General features: G+C 71.4%; 13 protein-coding genes, 2 tRNA genes and 1 pseudogene. 11 read left to right on the plus strand and 5 right to left on the minus strand.

What is annotated here, in order from left to right:
- Positions 1-134 precede the first annotated feature (134 nt).
- From BMX65_RS25760 to BMX65_RS25775, 4 genes are all read left to right on the plus strand, one after another.
- Positions 135-422 carry a hypothetical protein gene (locus BMX65_RS25760; RefSeq protein ID WP_075002401.1) on the plus strand — a complete coding sequence of 96 codons (288 nt, stop codon included), beginning with the start codon at positions 135-137 and terminating at the stop codon, positions 420-422.
- Positions 423-580: 158 nt separating this feature from the next.
- On the plus strand, positions 581-1,885 hold the full coding sequence (locus BMX65_RS25765; protein ID WP_079172088.1) for a replication initiator: 1,305 nt from the start codon (positions 581-583) through the stop codon (positions 1,883-1,885).
- A complete protein-coding gene (locus BMX65_RS25770) occupies positions 1,882-2,112 on the plus strand; it encodes an excisionase family DNA-binding protein (RefSeq protein ID WP_027760576.1) in 231 nt (76 codons plus the stop codon). The genes BMX65_RS25765 and BMX65_RS25770 overlap by 4 nt, the downstream gene beginning before the upstream one ends.
- On the plus strand, positions 2,100-3,410 hold the full coding sequence (locus tag BMX65_RS25775) for a site-specific integrase (protein ID WP_075002761.1): 1,311 nt from the start codon (positions 2,100-2,102) through the stop codon (positions 3,408-3,410). The genes BMX65_RS25770 and BMX65_RS25775 overlap by 13 nt, the downstream gene beginning before the upstream one ends.
- A 74-nt stretch (positions 3,411-3,484) precedes the next feature.
- Here BMX65_RS25775 and BMX65_RS25780 read toward each other — a convergent pair.
- A tRNA-Pro gene (locus BMX65_RS25780) sits at positions 3,485-3,558 on the minus strand.
- A gap of 157 nt (positions 3,559-3,715) precedes the next feature.
- On the opposite strand from BMX65_RS25780, the gene BMX65_RS33040 reads away from it, so the two are divergent.
- Positions 3,716-3,785, plus strand: a tRNA-OTHER gene (locus BMX65_RS33040).
- 98 nt (positions 3,786-3,883) lie between these two features.
- On the opposite strand, the pseudogene BMX65_RS34355 reads toward BMX65_RS33040, so the two are convergent.
- A pseudogene (locus BMX65_RS34355) lies at positions 3,884-4,759 on the minus strand (metallophosphoesterase); the annotation flags it as partial.
- Here BMX65_RS34355 and BMX65_RS25790 point away from each other — a divergent pair.
- Positions 4,758-5,222, plus strand: a complete 465-nt coding sequence (locus tag BMX65_RS25790; protein WP_075002763.1) for a GatB/YqeY domain-containing protein — start codon at positions 4,758-4,760, stop codon at positions 5,220-5,222. The pseudogene BMX65_RS34355 and the gene BMX65_RS25790 overlap by 2 nt on opposite strands.
- A gap of 555 nt (positions 5,223-5,777) precedes the next feature.
- On the opposite strand, the gene BMX65_RS25795 is transcribed toward BMX65_RS25790, so the two are convergent.
- On the minus strand, positions 5,778-8,135 hold the full coding sequence (locus tag BMX65_RS25795; RefSeq protein ID WP_075002764.1) for a transglycosylase domain-containing protein: 2,358 nt from the start codon (positions 8,133-8,135) through the stop codon (positions 5,778-5,780).
- 529 nt (positions 8,136-8,664) lie between these two features.
- Here BMX65_RS25795 and BMX65_RS25805 point away from each other — a divergent pair.
- Positions 8,665-9,015: a WhiB family transcriptional regulator gene (locus BMX65_RS25805; protein ID WP_075002765.1), complete on the plus strand. Its 351-nt coding sequence runs from the start codon at positions 8,665-8,667 to the stop codon at positions 9,013-9,015.
- Between the two features lie 217 nt (positions 9,016-9,232).
- Here BMX65_RS25805 and bagB read toward each other — a convergent pair whose 3' ends face one another.
- Together bagB and bagA are read right to left on the minus strand one after the other, a co-directional pair.
- On the minus strand, positions 9,233-10,822 hold the full coding sequence (gene bagB, locus BMX65_RS25810; protein WP_075002766.1) for an ATPase BagB: 1,590 nt from the start codon (positions 10,820-10,822) through the stop codon (positions 9,233-9,235).
- A gap of 71 nt (positions 10,823-10,893) precedes the next feature.
- On the minus strand, positions 10,894-11,892 hold the full coding sequence (gene bagA, locus BMX65_RS25815; RefSeq protein WP_075002767.1) for an ATPase BagA: 999 nt from the start codon (positions 11,890-11,892) through the stop codon (positions 10,894-10,896).
- Between the two features lie 173 nt (positions 11,893-12,065).
- Here bagA and sp36 point away from each other — a divergent pair, with 173 nt between their 5' ends.
- The 4 genes from sp36 to BMX65_RS25835 all read left to right on the plus strand — a co-directional run bounded on the left by sp36 (position 12,066) and on the right by BMX65_RS25835 (position 15,034).
- The gene (gene sp36 / locus BMX65_RS32275; protein WP_019355547.1) at positions 12,066-12,227 is read left to right on the plus strand and encodes a Sp36 family protein; all 162 of its coding nucleotides are present in this window, start codon (positions 12,066-12,068) and stop codon (positions 12,225-12,227) included.
- On the plus strand, positions 12,224-12,688 hold the full coding sequence (locus tag BMX65_RS25825) for a RidA family protein (protein WP_075002768.1): 465 nt from the start codon (positions 12,224-12,226) through the stop codon (positions 12,686-12,688). The genes sp36 and BMX65_RS25825 overlap by 4 nt, the downstream gene beginning before the upstream one ends.
- Positions 12,689-13,322: 634 nt before the next feature.
- Complete coding sequence (locus tag BMX65_RS25830) at positions 13,323-14,207, plus strand: NUDIX hydrolase (RefSeq protein WP_075002769.1); 885 nt, start codon at positions 13,323-13,325, stop codon at positions 14,205-14,207.
- Positions 14,204-15,034: an MBL fold metallo-hydrolase gene (locus BMX65_RS25835; RefSeq protein WP_075002770.1), complete on the plus strand. Its 831-nt coding sequence runs from the start codon at positions 14,204-14,206 to the stop codon at positions 15,032-15,034. Before BMX65_RS25830 ends, BMX65_RS25835 begins: the two co-directional genes overlap by 4 nt.
- The last annotated feature ends 216 nt before the right edge of the window (positions 15,035-15,250 follow it).

Genomic DNA, 15,250 nt, shown 5'->3' on the forward strand with positions numbered 1-15,250 from the left:
GTCTGGCTCGTCGTCGTGATCGCCCTGTTCGGCTTCTACCTCGCCGACACCTTCCTCGCCCCCGCCATCGAAAACGGCACCCGCACCGGAGTCGAAACCGTCAACGGCACCCACGACTGACAGGAGACCCACCGATGTTCCTGCGCCCCCAGCTCCCCGAGACACCCACCCCGAACCTGCCCACGACCGCCCAGCAGGTGCACGTCCCTGCCTGCGGCTGCCAGCACCCCGCACCCCTCGCCCCGCCGCCGCACCGCTCGCTGCCCTCGGTCAGCTCGGGAGCCCTCGCGGCCGTGGTGGTCGGTGGCGTGGTCCTCGTCGCGCTCCTGGCCGCCGTCGTCGTCACGGCCGTGTCCGTTGCCGTGGCCGCGCTCGTGCTGCGGTCGCTCCTCGGCTCCCGCAGCGGCATCCACCACCGCTGAGTGGCCACCGGGGCGGTCTCGATACCGCCAAGCATCCACCGTCCCGGCAGCCCGGCCCCTTCCTCCACCTCGTAGGTCAGAGAAGGAGAAGCACCATCATCGCGCGCACCACCCCAGCCCCGCTCACCGACCTGGCAAACCTCGCCGCAACCGGCTCCCTGCCCGGTATCCTCCGCCAGCTCTCCAGCCTGGGCGGCTGCACCCACCCCGTCCGCCTGGCCGGCCACCGCACCGAACACAACCTCGACACCACCACCGGCGAGATCGGCCCGGCCCTGCGCCGCCTCGACTCCGCCGAGCTGCCCGCTGGTGATCTCCTCGTCCGTTGCGGCAATCGCCGCACCACGCGCTGCGCGGCCTGCGCCGAGACCTACCGCCGCGACACCTTCCACCTGATCACCGCCGGACTACGCGGCGGCAAAGGCACCCCCGAGACCGTGACGACACACCCGCGCGTCTTCGCCACGTTCACCGCACCGAGCTTCGGCCCAGTTCACAACCGGCCCGGCCCCCGGCCCTGCCGCTGCGGCCGCCGCCACGCTTCCGACGATCCGGCGCTCGGGGCGCCGCTGGACCCGGAACGGTATGACTACGAGTCCGCGGTGCTCTGGAACGCCCACGCGGGCATGCTGTGGCGCCGCTTCACCATCCACCTCCGCCGAGAGATCGCACGCCGCGCCGGACTCACCCAACGAGAGCTCCCCGAGAGGGCCCGGGTGTCCTTCGCGAAGGTGGCCGAGTACCAGAAGCGCGGCGCCGTGCACTTCCATGCCGTCATCCGCCTCGACGGCCCAGCCGGCGGCGAGACCCGACCCCCGCACTGGGCATCCGCCGAGCTGCTGGGCGACGCCATCCGCGCCGCCGCATCCCGAGCGGTCGTACCCGGCCCGGTCCTCGACGGCCGCACCCACACGTTCACCTTCGGCCGCCAGCTCGATATCCGCACCATCCATGACCCGGACCTCGACGGTGGCCAAGCGCTCACCGACCGCGCGGTGGCGGCCTACATCGCCAAGTACGCCACCAAGGGTGCCGAGACAGCGACGGGCACTCTGGACCGCCGTCTGCGCTTCGTGGCCGAGTTGGCGACCCTCGACCTCCCGCAGCATGCCGAACGGCTCATCCGCACCGCCTGGGCCCTGGGCGCACGCAAAGACCTCGCACACCTCCGCCTCCGCGCCTGGGCCCACATGCTCGGCTTCCGCGGCCACTTCTCCACCAAAACCCGCCGCTACTCCACCACCCTCGGCGCCCTCCGCACCGCCCGCGCCGAATGGCGCCGCCTGCAAGCCGCCATCGCACGTGGCGACGATCCACAGCCCGTGGACGACGAAGAAACAACACTCGTCCTCGCCCACTGGACCTACGCGGGAACCGGTCTCACCGCCACGGAGGAGTGGCTGGCCGCATCCCTCGCCGACACCCCAACAATCCCCACTTCGGAAGGAGACGCCGCCCGATGACGGCGACCACGACCACCATCACGCCCAAGTGGCACACCACGGCCGAAGTTGCCGCCATGCTCGGCTTTGGGCTCTCCAAGACCAAGATGCTCGTCCTCACCGGGGAGATCCGCTCCGTCAAGGTCGGCCGTAACCGCCGCGTCCTCCCGGCCTGGGTGGACGAGTACGTGAACCGCTGTGCCGAGGAAGCCGAAGCCGGCGCCGACCGCTGGGGGTGGACCGCGTGAGTGGCAAGCGGGGCAACGGCGAAGGTTCGATCTACCCCTACCGCAACGGCGGCTTCGCCGCGTACGTCTGGGTCACCACCCCGGACGGCAAACGCAAGCGCAAGTACGTCTACGGCAAGACCCGCCCGGAAGTCCACGAGAAGTGGGTGAAGCTCCACGCTGAGGCGACCAAGGGGCCGGTGGCGACCAAGGTTCCGACGCTGGAGCAGTACCTCACGTACTGGCAGCGGGAGGTGGTGGAGCCCAATCTCCGGCCGCTCACTGCCGCGACGTACGAGACGATCACCCGTCTCCACATCGTTCCGTACCTCGGTGGCAAGCGGCTCGATCGGCTGACCGTGCGCGATCTCCGGACCTGGCTGAACCGGCTCGCAGCTACCTGCCAGTGCTGCGCTCAGGGGAAGGATGCTGCGCGCCCGGAGAAGCGTCGCCGCTGCTGTGCGAAGGAGAAGGGGCGGTGCTGCGGCAAGGCGCTCTCGGCTCGCTCGGTGAACGATGCCCGCACGGTCCTCCGCAGCGCCCTCGGGAATGCCGTCCTGGAGGAGCTGATCGCCAAGAACGTGGCCCAACTGATCAAGGTCAAGCGGCCTCGGCGCAAGCGTCCGGACCCCTGGTCGGTGGAGGAAGCGTGTCACTTCCTGGAGCGGGCGGAAGCCGAGGGCGACTACCTGTACGCCGCGTACGTCCTGGTGCTCGTCCTGGGCCTGCGCAAGGGGGAGGTGCTGGGCCTCACCTGGTCGGATGTGAACTTCGACAGTGGTGAGCTGCGCATCGCCCACCAGCTCCAGCGGGTGCGCCGTCAGCTTCTTCACTCGGACGTCGCGAAGACCGAGGCGTCAGAGGCGGTGCTGCCTCTCCCCGACGTGTGTATCGCGGCTCTCAAGGCGCGGAAGGAAGCTCAGCAGTCGGTCGAGCGGGCTGCCGGCGAGCTGTGGAACGACTCGGATTTCGTCTTCACCACTCGCTACGGCACACCGATCGAGCCCCGGAACTTCACGCGGGAATTCGAGCGGCGTTGCGGCCGGGCCGATGTGCGGGTGATCCGGGTCCACGACACCCGGCACACCTGTGCCTCGCTCCTGGCGGCGCTGGACGTCCATCCGCGCATCGCGATGCAGATCCTTCGGCACTCCGAGATCGCGGTCACGATGGAGGTCTATACGCACGTGCCCTCGGCCGAGACACGCCGGGCGCTGCGGAAGCTCGGTACGGCCCTCGGCGGCCAGAGCCCACAGGAGCCGGAGGCGCAGCAGGGACAGACCGAGGAGCCGTCCGGAGAAGATCAGCAAGAGTCGTAGCGGTTGCTGTACTCCGCTGCTGTACGCACGACAGAGGCCCATTCGCGATCAAGCGAATGGGCCTCTGACCTGTGTCGGGGTGGCGGGATTTGAACCCACGACCTCTTCGTCCCGAACGAAGCGCGCTGCCAAGCTGCGCTACACCCCGAAGCAACGACGACTACTTTAGCCCAGGGGAGCGCTGAGGCGAAATCGGGTTTCGCGGGGAGGTCGGTCCCGTGCCGGGAGGCGGCCCGCGGAGGGGTGCGGGGTCAGTTCTCGCGGGGGGTGAGGGTGAGGAGGGTCGCTTCCGGGGGGCAGGCGAAGCGGACCGGGGTGTAGCGGCTCGCTCCGCAGCCTGCGCTGACGTGCAGGTACGACTCCTGCCCGCCCGCGCGGTGGGTGGAGAGGCCCTTGACCCGGTCGGTGTCGATGTCGCAGTTGGTGACGAGCGCCCCGTAGAAGGGGACGCAGAGCTGGCCGCCGTGCGTGTGGCCGGCCAGGGTCAGTGGGTAGCGGTCGGCGGTGAAGGCGTCGAGGACGCGCAGGTACGGAGCGTGGACGACGGCGAGGGAGAGGTCCGCGTCCGGTTCGGGGCCTCCGGCGACCTCGCCGTAGCGGTCCCGCTTGATGTGCGGGTCGTCCAGTCCGGTCAGCGCGATCTCCTGGCCGCCGTCCAGCTTGATGCGGCCCCTGGTGTTGGAGAGGCCGACCCAGCCGACCGAGTCGAAGGCGTCGCGCAGCTCCTCCCACGGGTTGTGGACGACGCCGACGGCGGGCGGATTCCCGTTCAGCCCGTGCTTGCCGGACGCCTTCTCCATGAGGTATTTGGCGGGGTTGCGCAGCCTGGGGCCGTAGTAGTCGTTCGAGCCGAAGACGTAGGCGCCCGGGTACTCCATCAACGGGCCGAGGGCGTCGAGGACTTCGGGTACGGCTTCGGGGTCGGAGAGGTTGTCCCCGGTGTTGATCACGAAGTCCGGCCGCAGGCCGGCCAGCTCCTGCAGCCACCGCTGCTTCTTGCGCTGGCCGCTGACCATGTGGATGTCGGAGACCTGCAGGACGCGCAGCGGATGCATGCCGGGAGGCAGGACGGGCACCGAGACCCGTCGCAGGCGGAACGAGCGGACTTCCACACCGGCCGCGTACCCGACGCACGCCGCGCCGAGTGCCGTGATGCCGAGGGCTGTCTTGAGGGGGATCCGGTATCGCGCGCGCATGGCCCCATGGTCGCAGACCCGCGGGCGGGGTCGCGGCGCCGCGAGCTCGCCCCTGTCGGCAGGTTGCGGGAGTCTGCCGCAGGCCCTGGGAGGGGTGCGGCCGCCCGGATATCCCCGGCGCTCGGCGGCCGTGTGCTGGCACACTGGCCCCATGACCACGCTCAAGTCCCGGCTGCAGGACGACCTGACCGCAGCGATCAAGGAGCGCGACGAGCTCCGTTCCGCCACTCTCCGGATGACCCTTGCCGCGATCACGAAGGAGGAGGTCGCCGGTACGAGCGCGCGCGAGCTCTCCGACGACGAGGTGCAGAAGGTGATCATCCACGAGGCGAAGAAGCGGCGGGAGGCGGCCGAGGCGTTCGCGGACGGAGGCCGTGCCGAGCAGGCGGAGCGGGAGCGGGCCGAGGGCGAGGTGCTCGCGGACTACCTGCCCGAGCAGCTGACGGACGAGGAGCTGGACGTGCTGGTCACCGAGGCTGTCGAGGAGGCCCGGGCCGCCGGTGCCGAGGGGCCCAGGGCGATGGGCGCCGTCATGAAGATCGTGAACCCGAAGGTCGCGGACCGCGCCGAGGGCGGCCGGGTCGCGGCGGCGGTCAAGAAGCGGCTCGCGGGCTAGCCCGCACCGGGCTGTGGCCTGGGCCCCGGCGACTGTCGGCGGGCCCGGGCCGGCGCGTCCTTCGCGGGCGGGCCCGTCGCGGCCCCTGCCCGCCGCGGCCCCTGCCCGCCGCGGCCCCTGCCCGCCGCGGGCCCTGCCCCGCGGCGCCGGAGCGCCGGGCAGCGGACCTTTGCGCCACGGGCCCGCAGTGGCCCCCCGCGGGGCCCGGAGTACGGGTCCGGCCCCGCTGTCTGCGGGGCGCGGGCGCTCGCCCGGGCGACGCGTATGCGTGACGGGCCGGACGAGGAGCCCGGGGCAGCGGTACGACCATCATCACGCCAACGACGACGTAAGGGGCACCCTCCATGGCGGGGTGCCCCTTACTCGTGTCCTGTCTGCGAGTCCGGTGCGTTCCTGTTGCGGTGCCGTCCCGGTGCGGAGTGTCCGCCTGAGCCGCCGACCCGCCCGGAGCCGGTCCGACCCCAGGCGGCCGCGGACCGTACCGGACCCGCCAGCCGCGCCGCGTGGACCCGCGGTCCGCACCGGAGCCCCACGGCCCGCACCGGAGCCGCGTGGCTACGGGAAGCCGCCCGCTCCCGCGTCCCAGCCGCCGCCTCCGTCGGCTGCTCCACCGCCGTCGGCGCCGCCTCCTCCGTTGCCGCTGCCGCCCGGAAGGCCGCCGTTTCCGGTGCCGCCAGTGTCGCCGCCGGGCCCCCCGATGCCTCCTCCGTTGCCGCCGTCGCCGCCGTTGGCGTCACCGCCGCCGATCAGGTTCGGCGGGACGGTGATGTCCGGCCACGGGTTCCGGGGCTTGTTGTCATGGCCGTTGTCGTCCCGCTGCGGCGGGGAGGGCGGGGTGGGGGAGCGGTGCTTCTTGCCGCCGTCCCGGATCGGTACGTGGTGGAAGTCGGGTGCGGACTCGCCGGCCAGTGCGCCGGCCATCGCGTCCCGCCAGATGGGTCCGGGGACCTCGCCGCCGAAGACCTTGGCGTGCGGGACACCGCCGATGGTGATGTCGACCATCCGGGTGCGGTGGGCCGGGTCGCCGACCCAGACGGCGCCGGACATGTTGGGGGTGTAGCCGACGAACCAGGCGGCGTACCGCTGGTCGGTGGTGCCGGTCTTGCCCGCGCTGTCGCGGCCGTTCAGTCCGGCCTTCTTGCCGGTGCCGTCCTCGACCACGCCGCGCAGCAGCGAGTTGACGGTGTCGGCGGTCTTCGTCTTCATCGCACGCTTGCACGAGGTCTTGGGCACGTCCAGTTTCTCGCCCTGCGCGTCGGTGATCGACTCGATGGCGACCGGAGTGCAGTGCACGCCGCGGTTGGCGAAGGTGGCATAGCCCTCGGCCATCGTCAGCGGCGACATCTCCTGGGTGCCGAGCGAGATCGACGGCACCTGGTCGATCTTCTTGCCGTCGGCCCGCTCGATGCCCATCTTCTTCGCCATCTTCGTCACCGGGCAGATCCCGGTCTCCTCTATCAGGGAGACGAAGTAGGTGTTGACCGACTTCGCGGTCGCCTCCTTCATCCGGTAGGGGCCGACCTCGGTGCTGTTCTCGTTCTCGACCGGTGCCTTGCCGCGCCACTTGCCACTGCAGGTGTCGACCGGGGAGGGGTACTGCATGCGGTAGGGCGACGGGTAGGACTTGTAGGGGCTCATGCCCCTGTCCAGCGCGGCGGCGGCGATCACGGGCTTGAACGTGGATCCCGGCTGGTATCCGGCGCCGCCTCCCATGGAGCTGTCGACCGAGAGGTTTATCTGGGTCTCGTTCTCCTTGGGCTTGAAGCCGTAGGGGCGCGACTGGCCCATGCCCAGGATCTTGCCGGTGCCGGGCTGAACTATCGTCGCCGCGGTCGCGACCTTGTCCGACTGGTTCACATGGGACTTGATCGACTTCTGGACCGACTTCTGGGCCTTCGGGTCGAGCGTGGTCCTGATCGTGAGACCGCCGCGGTTCCAGCGCTTGGCGCGCTCCTTGCGGGTCTTGCCGAACGATTCGTCGTTCAGGAAGACCTGCCGTACGTAGTCGCAGAAGAAGCCCGCGCCCATGGTGGCGGTGATGCAGCCGTTCTTGGGGCTGCTGACGTCCAGCCCGAGGGGCTTCTCCTTGGCGGCCTCGGCCTGCTCGCGGGTGATGTCGTGGTGCACGGCCATCTTGTTGAGCACGGTGTTGCGCCGCTTGAGCGCCTCGTCCTCGTTGACGATCGGGTCGTACCGGGACGGGGACTGGACGATGCCCGCCAGCAGCGCCGACTGCTCCAGGTTCAGCTCCTTGGCGGACAGCGAGAAGTATCGTTGCGCCGCCGCTTCGACGCCGTACGCCTGCTGGCCGAAGAAGGTGATGTTGAGGTAGTTCTCCAGGATCTTCTTCTTGCCCAGCTCCTCCTCGACCTGGATCGCGTACTTCAGCTCCTTGATCTTGCGGCCGATCGTCTGCTGGGTGGCCTGGGCGACCTTCTGCGCGTCGTTCCCGGCCTCCTCGACGAAGACGTTCTTGACGTACTGCTGGGTGAGTGTGGAGGCACCCTGGGAGACCTGTCCGGACTGCGCGTTGCGGTTCAGCGCCCGCAGGACGCCCTTGAGGTCGACGGCGCCGTGCTGGTAGAAGCGCGCGTCCTCGATGTCGACGATCGCCTTGCGCAGGTAGGGCGAGATGTCCTTCAGGTCGACGACCGTGCGGTCGCGGGAGTAGACCTTGGCGATCTCGCCGCCCTCGTTGTCGAGGATCGTGGTGCGCTGGCTGAGCGGCGGGCGCTTGAGGTTCACCGGAAGCTCGTCGAAGCCCTCCACGGTGCCCTTCGTCGCCAGTCCGAGTGTCCCGACGGCGGGTAGCGCGAGCCCGGCCATCACCATCCCCGCCAGCACACTCACGCCGACGAACTTGGCGATCTGCTGGGGCTTGCTGACTCCGCTGCCCGCACGCTTCTTAGCCATGGGTAGAAGCGTACGACGCGTCGGCGGTGCGGCACCGGTGGGGAAGCGTGGCAAACGCCGGACAGCGCCGTGCGGGGCACCTACGCTGAGATTGCTGTCACTCTGACACCTCGCGTCACCTCACGTCCCTCTGCTTTCCCTCGCTCCTCTCCCTTCCGTTCCGTCTCCCCTCCTGCTCCTCTCTCTTCCCCTTCACTCTCTTCGCAGCTCTTCACTCCTCTTCATCCCTCTTCACTCCTCTTCGTCCCCCTCCGCCCCTCTTCGTCCTTTCGTTCCTTCTGCGCCCCTCGCGGCCGGTGCCTCGGCGGCGCTCGGGTCTGCTCTTCGCTCGTGTGTCCGCCACAGAGCTTCCGGGTCACTCCGTTGGGTGATGTCCTGCGCACGCATAGTCCGTTCGGGCCATCCAAGATTGGGCCCGAAGGGGGTGTTGCGCGCTGTGTGCTCTTCCGTAACGTCCTCAACTGGCAACGGTGAATATGCCGTTCGCCGCCGTGGGGGAGCCTCGATTCGGGAGAGGACGGCACCGGCAATGAGCTGGGTAACAGACTGGAGCGCGCAGGCTGCCTGTCGCTCTACGGATCCGGATGAACTGTTCGTGCAGGGCGCCGCGCAGAATCGCGCGAAGGCCGTGTGCACGGGATGTCCGGTTCGAACGGAATGTCTTGCCGACGCTTTGGACAACCGCGTGGAATTCGGCGTCTGGGGAGGGATGACCGAGCGCGAGCGCAGAGCTCTGCTGCGCCGACGCCCCACGGTCACCTCCTGGCGGCGGCTGCTGGAGACGGCGCGCTCCGAGTACGAGCGCAGCACCGGCGTGATGCTGCCGGTCGACGTGGAGCTTGAGGCGGAGGAGCACGAACGGTACGCAGCCGTGGGCTGAACCACCAGCAGTGGTGGATCGGCCATCAGGAGGAACGGTCCTGCGCCGAGCACCCCGGCGACCCGCCCGGCTCGGCGCGGGCGGTCCGGGCGGTCCGGCACTGGTCCGTCGGCTTCGGGGTCCCTCTGCTGCGGGTTCGGCTGCCGCCGTCGACTCGTCTTTCCTCGGTGTTCGGCTCGCATCCCGGCCGGCTGGTACGTCCCGCCGGTCCGCGCCGTCAGTCCGCTTCGGCGCCGGTCGCTTCGGTGCCGGTCGCGTCAGTGCGTTCGCGCCGGTGGGCGAGACGGAGGCCGATGGTGCGCAGGCCGTCCAGGTCGTGCACGTCTCCGGGCAGGGCGGTCACCTCGGCCACCGGCACGTCCGGATGCACCGCCGTGAAGCGGTCGCGGGTGCGCTGCTCGCGCTCCAGCAGCCGCATACGGTCGGCGTGCAGCCGCAGCAGCCCCGCTGCCAGCACAGCGAGGTCGTCGTCCACGGCGTGGTCCTCGTCCGAGCCACCGTCGCGAGGCATGTCCTCGCGACCTGCGCCTTTGCGACCTGCGTCTTGGTGACCTGCGCCTTCGCTGCCTGCGTCTTCGTGACCTGCGGCCTCGCGCAGCCGGGCGTCGTCCGCCGCCGACTGATCGGCGGCCGCTCGCGCGTCGGGGACTGTTCGCTCCGCGGTTCCGGGCCGCGTCCTGGTCTGCTGCGCCCCGGTACGCGCTGTCCTGTTCCGATCGTTCGCCTCGACCACGGTGACGGACCCGGCTGTGCCTGGGGTCGGGGAGGCGGGGGAGCCGTCCTCGGAATCCGCCGGGTCGGCCGATGGAGCGCCGTGATGCAGACCCTTCCCCTGCTTGCGATCCACCATGCCGCCGTCCTCAAGATTTTCGGCAGCCGCAAGGGCCCGCTCGGCGCTCAGCCAGGACGCGCGGCTGTCGTGCACCCGGTTGAGCACCAGCCCGGCCAGCGGCATCCGGTCCGCGGACAGCCGCTCCACGAAGTACGCCGCCTCGCGCAGCGCGTCCCGTTCCGGCGCCGCCACGACGAGGAAGGCGGTGCCGGGGGCCTGGAGCAGCCGGTAGGTGGCGTCCGCGCGGGTACGGAAGCCGCCGAACATGGTGTCCATGGCGGCCACGAAGGTCTGCACGTCCCGCAGCAGGCCGGCGCCCAGGAGCTTGTTGAGGGCGCCGGTGAAGAGCGAGAGCCCGGCCATGCCGAGGTTCACGACCTTCATCCCGGCCCGGCCGCCGACCCGTGCGGGCGCCATCATCAGCTTGATGAACTTCCCGTCCAGGAACGATCCGAGGCGCTTCGGCGCGTCCAGGAAGTCCAGGGCCGACCGGGACGGCGGGGTGTCCACGACGATCAGATCCCACGCGTCGCCCGCGCGGAGCTGGCCGAGCTTCTCCATCGCCATGTACTCCTGCGTCCCGGCGAAGCCGGTGGAGAGCGACTGGTAGAAGGGGTTCTCCAGGATGGCCTTGGCCCGGTCGGGGTCGGCGTGCGTCTCGACGATCTCGTCGAACGTGCGCTTCATGTCGAGCATCATGGCGTGCAGTTCGCCGCCCGCCGTCCGGTCGATGCCGGGCACCTCACGCGGGGTGTTGTCCAGCTCGGACAGGCCCATGGACTGGGCGAGTCGCCGGGCGGGGTCGATGGTCAGGACGACGGTCCGGCGGCCGCGTTCGGCGGCGCGTACCCCCAGGGCTGCGGCGGTGGTGGTCTTGCCGACTCCTCCGGAGCCGCAGCAGACGACGATCCGGGTCGTCGGATCGTCCAGCAGCGGGTCGAGGTCCAGCGCGTCGGCGTCCAGCGGCAGGGCCATGGATGCCTCTCCTTCCCCGGAGGTCGCGGGCGGTGGCACGGGGGGCTGCGGCGGCTCGTGGTGCCCGGGGCTCACGAGTGCCTGCCGTCCGTCCCGGTGGTCCGCCACTGGCTGTGCAGGGTGCGGGCGAGGCCGTACAGGCCCGCCAGCTCGACGCCCTGACTGAGCAGGCCGAGCTCCCGCACCGGCAGTCCCTGTGCGGACAGCTCGGCGCGCAGCCCGCGTTCCAGCTCGACGCGTTCGGCATGCTCCCTGCCCTGCTCCAGCAGGGGCGCCACGAGCGACTCGGCGGCCCCTGCGCGGTGCTCGTCCCCGAGCCCGGCGCGGGCAAAGGCGCGTGCCAGCTCCTCCGTGCGCCCCTGCGCCGTCCGCATCTGCTCCGCGCCCGCCAGCCGGGGGCGCACCATGTTGACCAGCACGGAGGTGGCGGGCAGCCCGGCGGCCCGGAGCTCGGCGATGCCGTCGACCGTTTCCTGGACGGGCATCTCCTCCAGCAGCGTGACCAGATGCACGGCCGTGTCCGGCGACTTCAGCAGCCGCATGACGCCCTGCGCCTGGTTGTGCACGGGGCCGACCTTGGCGAGTCCGGCCACCTCCTCGTTGACGCCGAGGAAGCGCGCGATGCGGCCGGTGGGCGGCGCGTCCATCACCACGGCGTCGTAGACGGGCCGCTGCTGCTTGTCCGTGCGGCGTACCGCCTCGCACGCCTTCCCGGTCAGCAGCACATCGCGGAGCCCGGGCGCGATGGTGGTCGCGAAGTCGATGGCGCCCAGCCGCTTGAGCGCGCGCCCGGCACTGCCGAGCTTGTAGAACATCTGGAGGTAGTCGAGCAGCGCCCGCTCGGCGTCGATCGCCAGCGCGTACACCTCGCCGCTGCCGTGCGAGACGGCGATCTTGCGCTCCTCGTACGGCAGCGGTTCCGTCTCGAAGAGCTGCGCGATGCCCTGGCGCCCTTCCACCTCGACGAGCAGCGTGCGCCGCCCGCCCTGCGCCAGCGCCAGCGCGAGCGCGGCGGCGACCGTCGTCTTGCCGGTCCCGCCCTTGCCGGTCACTACGTGGAGCCTGCTCACGGCTGGGAGCCTAATTCGTCGCCTGCGGCTCCGGCGAGACCGGCCTTCGGCGTCCCCTGGAACCGGGCGCCGGCGCCGGCCGCGGTCCGGCCCGGGGGACCGCACGGCAGCCCGCCCCGGAACGGGGTGCTCGCGGCGGCTTCTCCGGCGGCGGCGTTCGTTAGGGTCTCCCCATGACGAAGTGGGAATACTCGACCGTGCCGCTCCTCGTGCACGCGACCAAGCAGATCCTCGACACCTGGGGAGAAGACGGCTGGGAACTGGTCCAGGTCGTGCCCGGGCCGAACAACCCCGAGCAGCTCGTGGCCTACCTGAAGCGGGAGAAGCAGGCGTGAGCGCGGCCGAGGACAGGCTTGCGCAGCTCGGGCTGACGCTGCCCGAGACGGCCACCCCCGCCGGCGCCTACGTACCGGCGGTGCAGAGCGGCCGGTACATCTACACCGCCGGACAGGTTCCGCTGGTGGCGGGCACCCTGCCGATGACCGGGAAGGTCGGCGCCGAGGTCACCCCCGAGGAGGCGAAGGACTTGGCGCGCACGGCGGCGCTGAACGCGCTGGCCGCCGTCAAGTCCGTGGCCGGAGACCTCGACCGGATCGCTCGCGTCGTCAAGGTCACCGGATTCGTCGCCTCGGCGCCGGACTTCACCGGGCAGCCCGGCGTCATCAACGGCGCCAGCGAGCTGCTGGGCGAGGTGCTGGGCGACAAGGGCGTCCACGCGCGCAGCGCCGTCGGGGTGGCCGTCCTGCCGCTGGACGCGCCGGTCGAGGTCGAGATGCAGGTCGAGCTGGCGGACTGAACCGCCTGCGCGGGCTGAGGCGGCTGAGTCGGTTGAGCCGACTGCGCGGGCCGAGGCGGCTGCGGGCTGAGTCGGTTGAGGCGGCTGCATGGGCTGAGGCGGCTACGCGGGCCGAGCCGATTGAGGCGGCTGCGCGGGCTGCGTCGACTGACGACGCCTCGACCGGACGGGGTGCCGAGGGGCGGCCGACGGACCGGGCCGGTTGAACGAATCGGCTCGTCGGCCCTCGGAGTCGGCCGGCCGATTCGGTTCCGGAGGGCGGGCTGTCCGGGTTCGCCCTCGGAATCGCCGCTGATGCTCATGGCCGGTGGATCGATGGACCGGTGCTCTCACGGCCGGTGCGCCGCGGCCGGTGCTCGTGTCCGGGGCCGCAGGCATGGGCCGTCCGGTCGTCGGGGTCGCCCGGGTGGGCGGCCGAGAGCGGACCGAGAGCGGCCGGGCGGCGGCCGGACGGCGGCCGCAGGGCGGTCCGTATCGGTCGGGACCCGTCCGCGCCGGTCGGGACCCGTCCGCGCGCCGGTCAGAACCCGTCGGCCCCGTTCGGCACGGGTCGCAAGGGGCAGTGTCCGGTGCGCATTCGCAGGTGAGGTCGTTGCCTCTCGAACATCGGGGCGGCGGGCCGTAGCATCCGGCCATGTCCTCCTCGTCGTCGTCCACTCCGCCCGCCCGGAACGGCCAGTGGTATCCGCCCGAGTGGCCGGAGCGCATCCGCGCGCTGGCCGCGGGCGAGCTGACCCCGGTGACCCCGCGCAGAGCCGCGACCGTGATGCTCCTGCGGGACACTCCGGACGGGCCCGCCGTCCATATGCTGCGGCGCCGCGCCTCGATGGCGTTCGCGGGCGGCGCGTACGCGTATCCGGGCGGTTCCGTCGACCCGCGGGACGCGCGCGGCGCGGAGGCGGCGGGGCCGTCGGCCGCTTCGTGGGCCGAGCGGCTGGGGACCGACGAGGCCACGGCGCGGGCGATCGTGTGTGCGGCTGTCCGGGAGACCTTCGAGGAGTCGGGCGTCCTGCTGGCCGGGCCCGACTCGCACAGCGTCGTCGCCGACACCACGGGAGAGGACTGGGAGGCGGACCGTGCGGCGCTCGTCGCCCACGAACTGTCCTTCGCCGACTTCCTGGACCGCAGAGGGCTCGTCCTGCGGGACGACCTGCTGGGGGCCTGGGCCCGCTGGATCACACCGGAGTTCGAGGCCCGCCGCTACGACACCTACTTCTTCGTCGCCGCGCTCCCCGAGGGCCAGCGCACACGCAACGCCTCGACCGAGGCCGACCGGACGGTCTGGGTCCGTCCCCAGGACGCCGCCGCGGGGTACGACCGGGGGGAACTGCTGATGATGCCGCCCACCATCGCCACCCTGCGCCAACTGGCCCCGCACCCGACGGCGGCCGAGGCCCTGGCCGCGGCCGGAGGGTGCGACCTGGCGCCCGTGCTCGCCCGCGCCGATCTGGAAGACGGCCAGATCGTGCTGAGCTGGCCCGGACACGACGAGTTCACCAAGAGGATCGATCCTTCATGACCGACGCAGCAGCACTCCCCGGCCAGCCGCGCGGCGGCGCCCCGAGCGGCCAGGTCAGCAGCCGCGCCCACTGCGTCCTGGCCCCCAACCCGTCGCCCATGACACTGGACGGCACCAACACCTGGATCGTCGCCGAGCCCGACTCCCCGCTCGCCGTCGTCATCGACCCGGGCCCGCTGGACGACGCACACCTGCGCCGGGTCGTGGAGACGGCCGAGCGGCTGGGCAAGCGGGTCGCGCTGACCCTGCTCACCCACGGCCACCCGGACCACGCCGAGGGAGCCGCACGGTTCGCCGAGCTGACCGGCTCGCCGGTCCGCGCGCTCGACCCGGCGCTGCGCCTGGGCGACGAGGGACTCGCCGCGGGCGACGTCGTCACCACGGGCGGACTGGAGTTGCGTGTGGTGCCCACACCGGGGCACACGGCCGACTCGCTCTCCTTCCACCTCCCGGCCGACGCGGCGGTGCTCACCGGCGACACGGTGCTGGGTCGGGGCACCACGGTCGTCGCACATCCGGACGGCAGGCTCGGCGAATACCTCGACTCGCTGCGCGCGCTGCGCTCCCTGACGGTGGACGAGGGCGTCAGCCGCGTCCTGCCAGGGCACGGCCCGGTGCTCGACGACGCGCAGGGTGCGATCGACTTCTATCTCGCGCACCGTGCCAAACGGCTCGCGCAGGTGGAGACAGCGGTCGAGCAGGGGCACCGAACGGCTGCCGAGGTGGTGGCCCACGTCTACGCGGACGTGGACAGGTCGCTGTGGCCGGCTGCGGAGCTGTCGGTGCGAGCCCAGCTCGACTATCTGTTCGAGCATGGGCTGGTGTGAGGTGCCGGGACGCCGCTGACCGGGCCCAGGGCCGAGGGCCGCGGGCCGCGAGGGGCTTCGTGCGGGGGCATGAGCCGGCTCGGCGCACCGGGAGAGACGTCCGCACGAGGTAAGGGGCACCCTCCATAGGAGAGCGCCCCTTACGTGTCACCTGGGCGGCGTCGCGTCCGGCACAGGGTGCCGGTTCGACGTCCTGGTTCGGCATTCCGGTTCGAC

Origin of the sequence: Streptomyces qinglanensis (genome assembly GCF_900111245.1) — a bacterium.
Lineage (GTDB): Bacteria > Actinomycetota > Actinomycetes > Streptomycetales > Streptomycetaceae > Streptomyces > Streptomyces qinglanensis.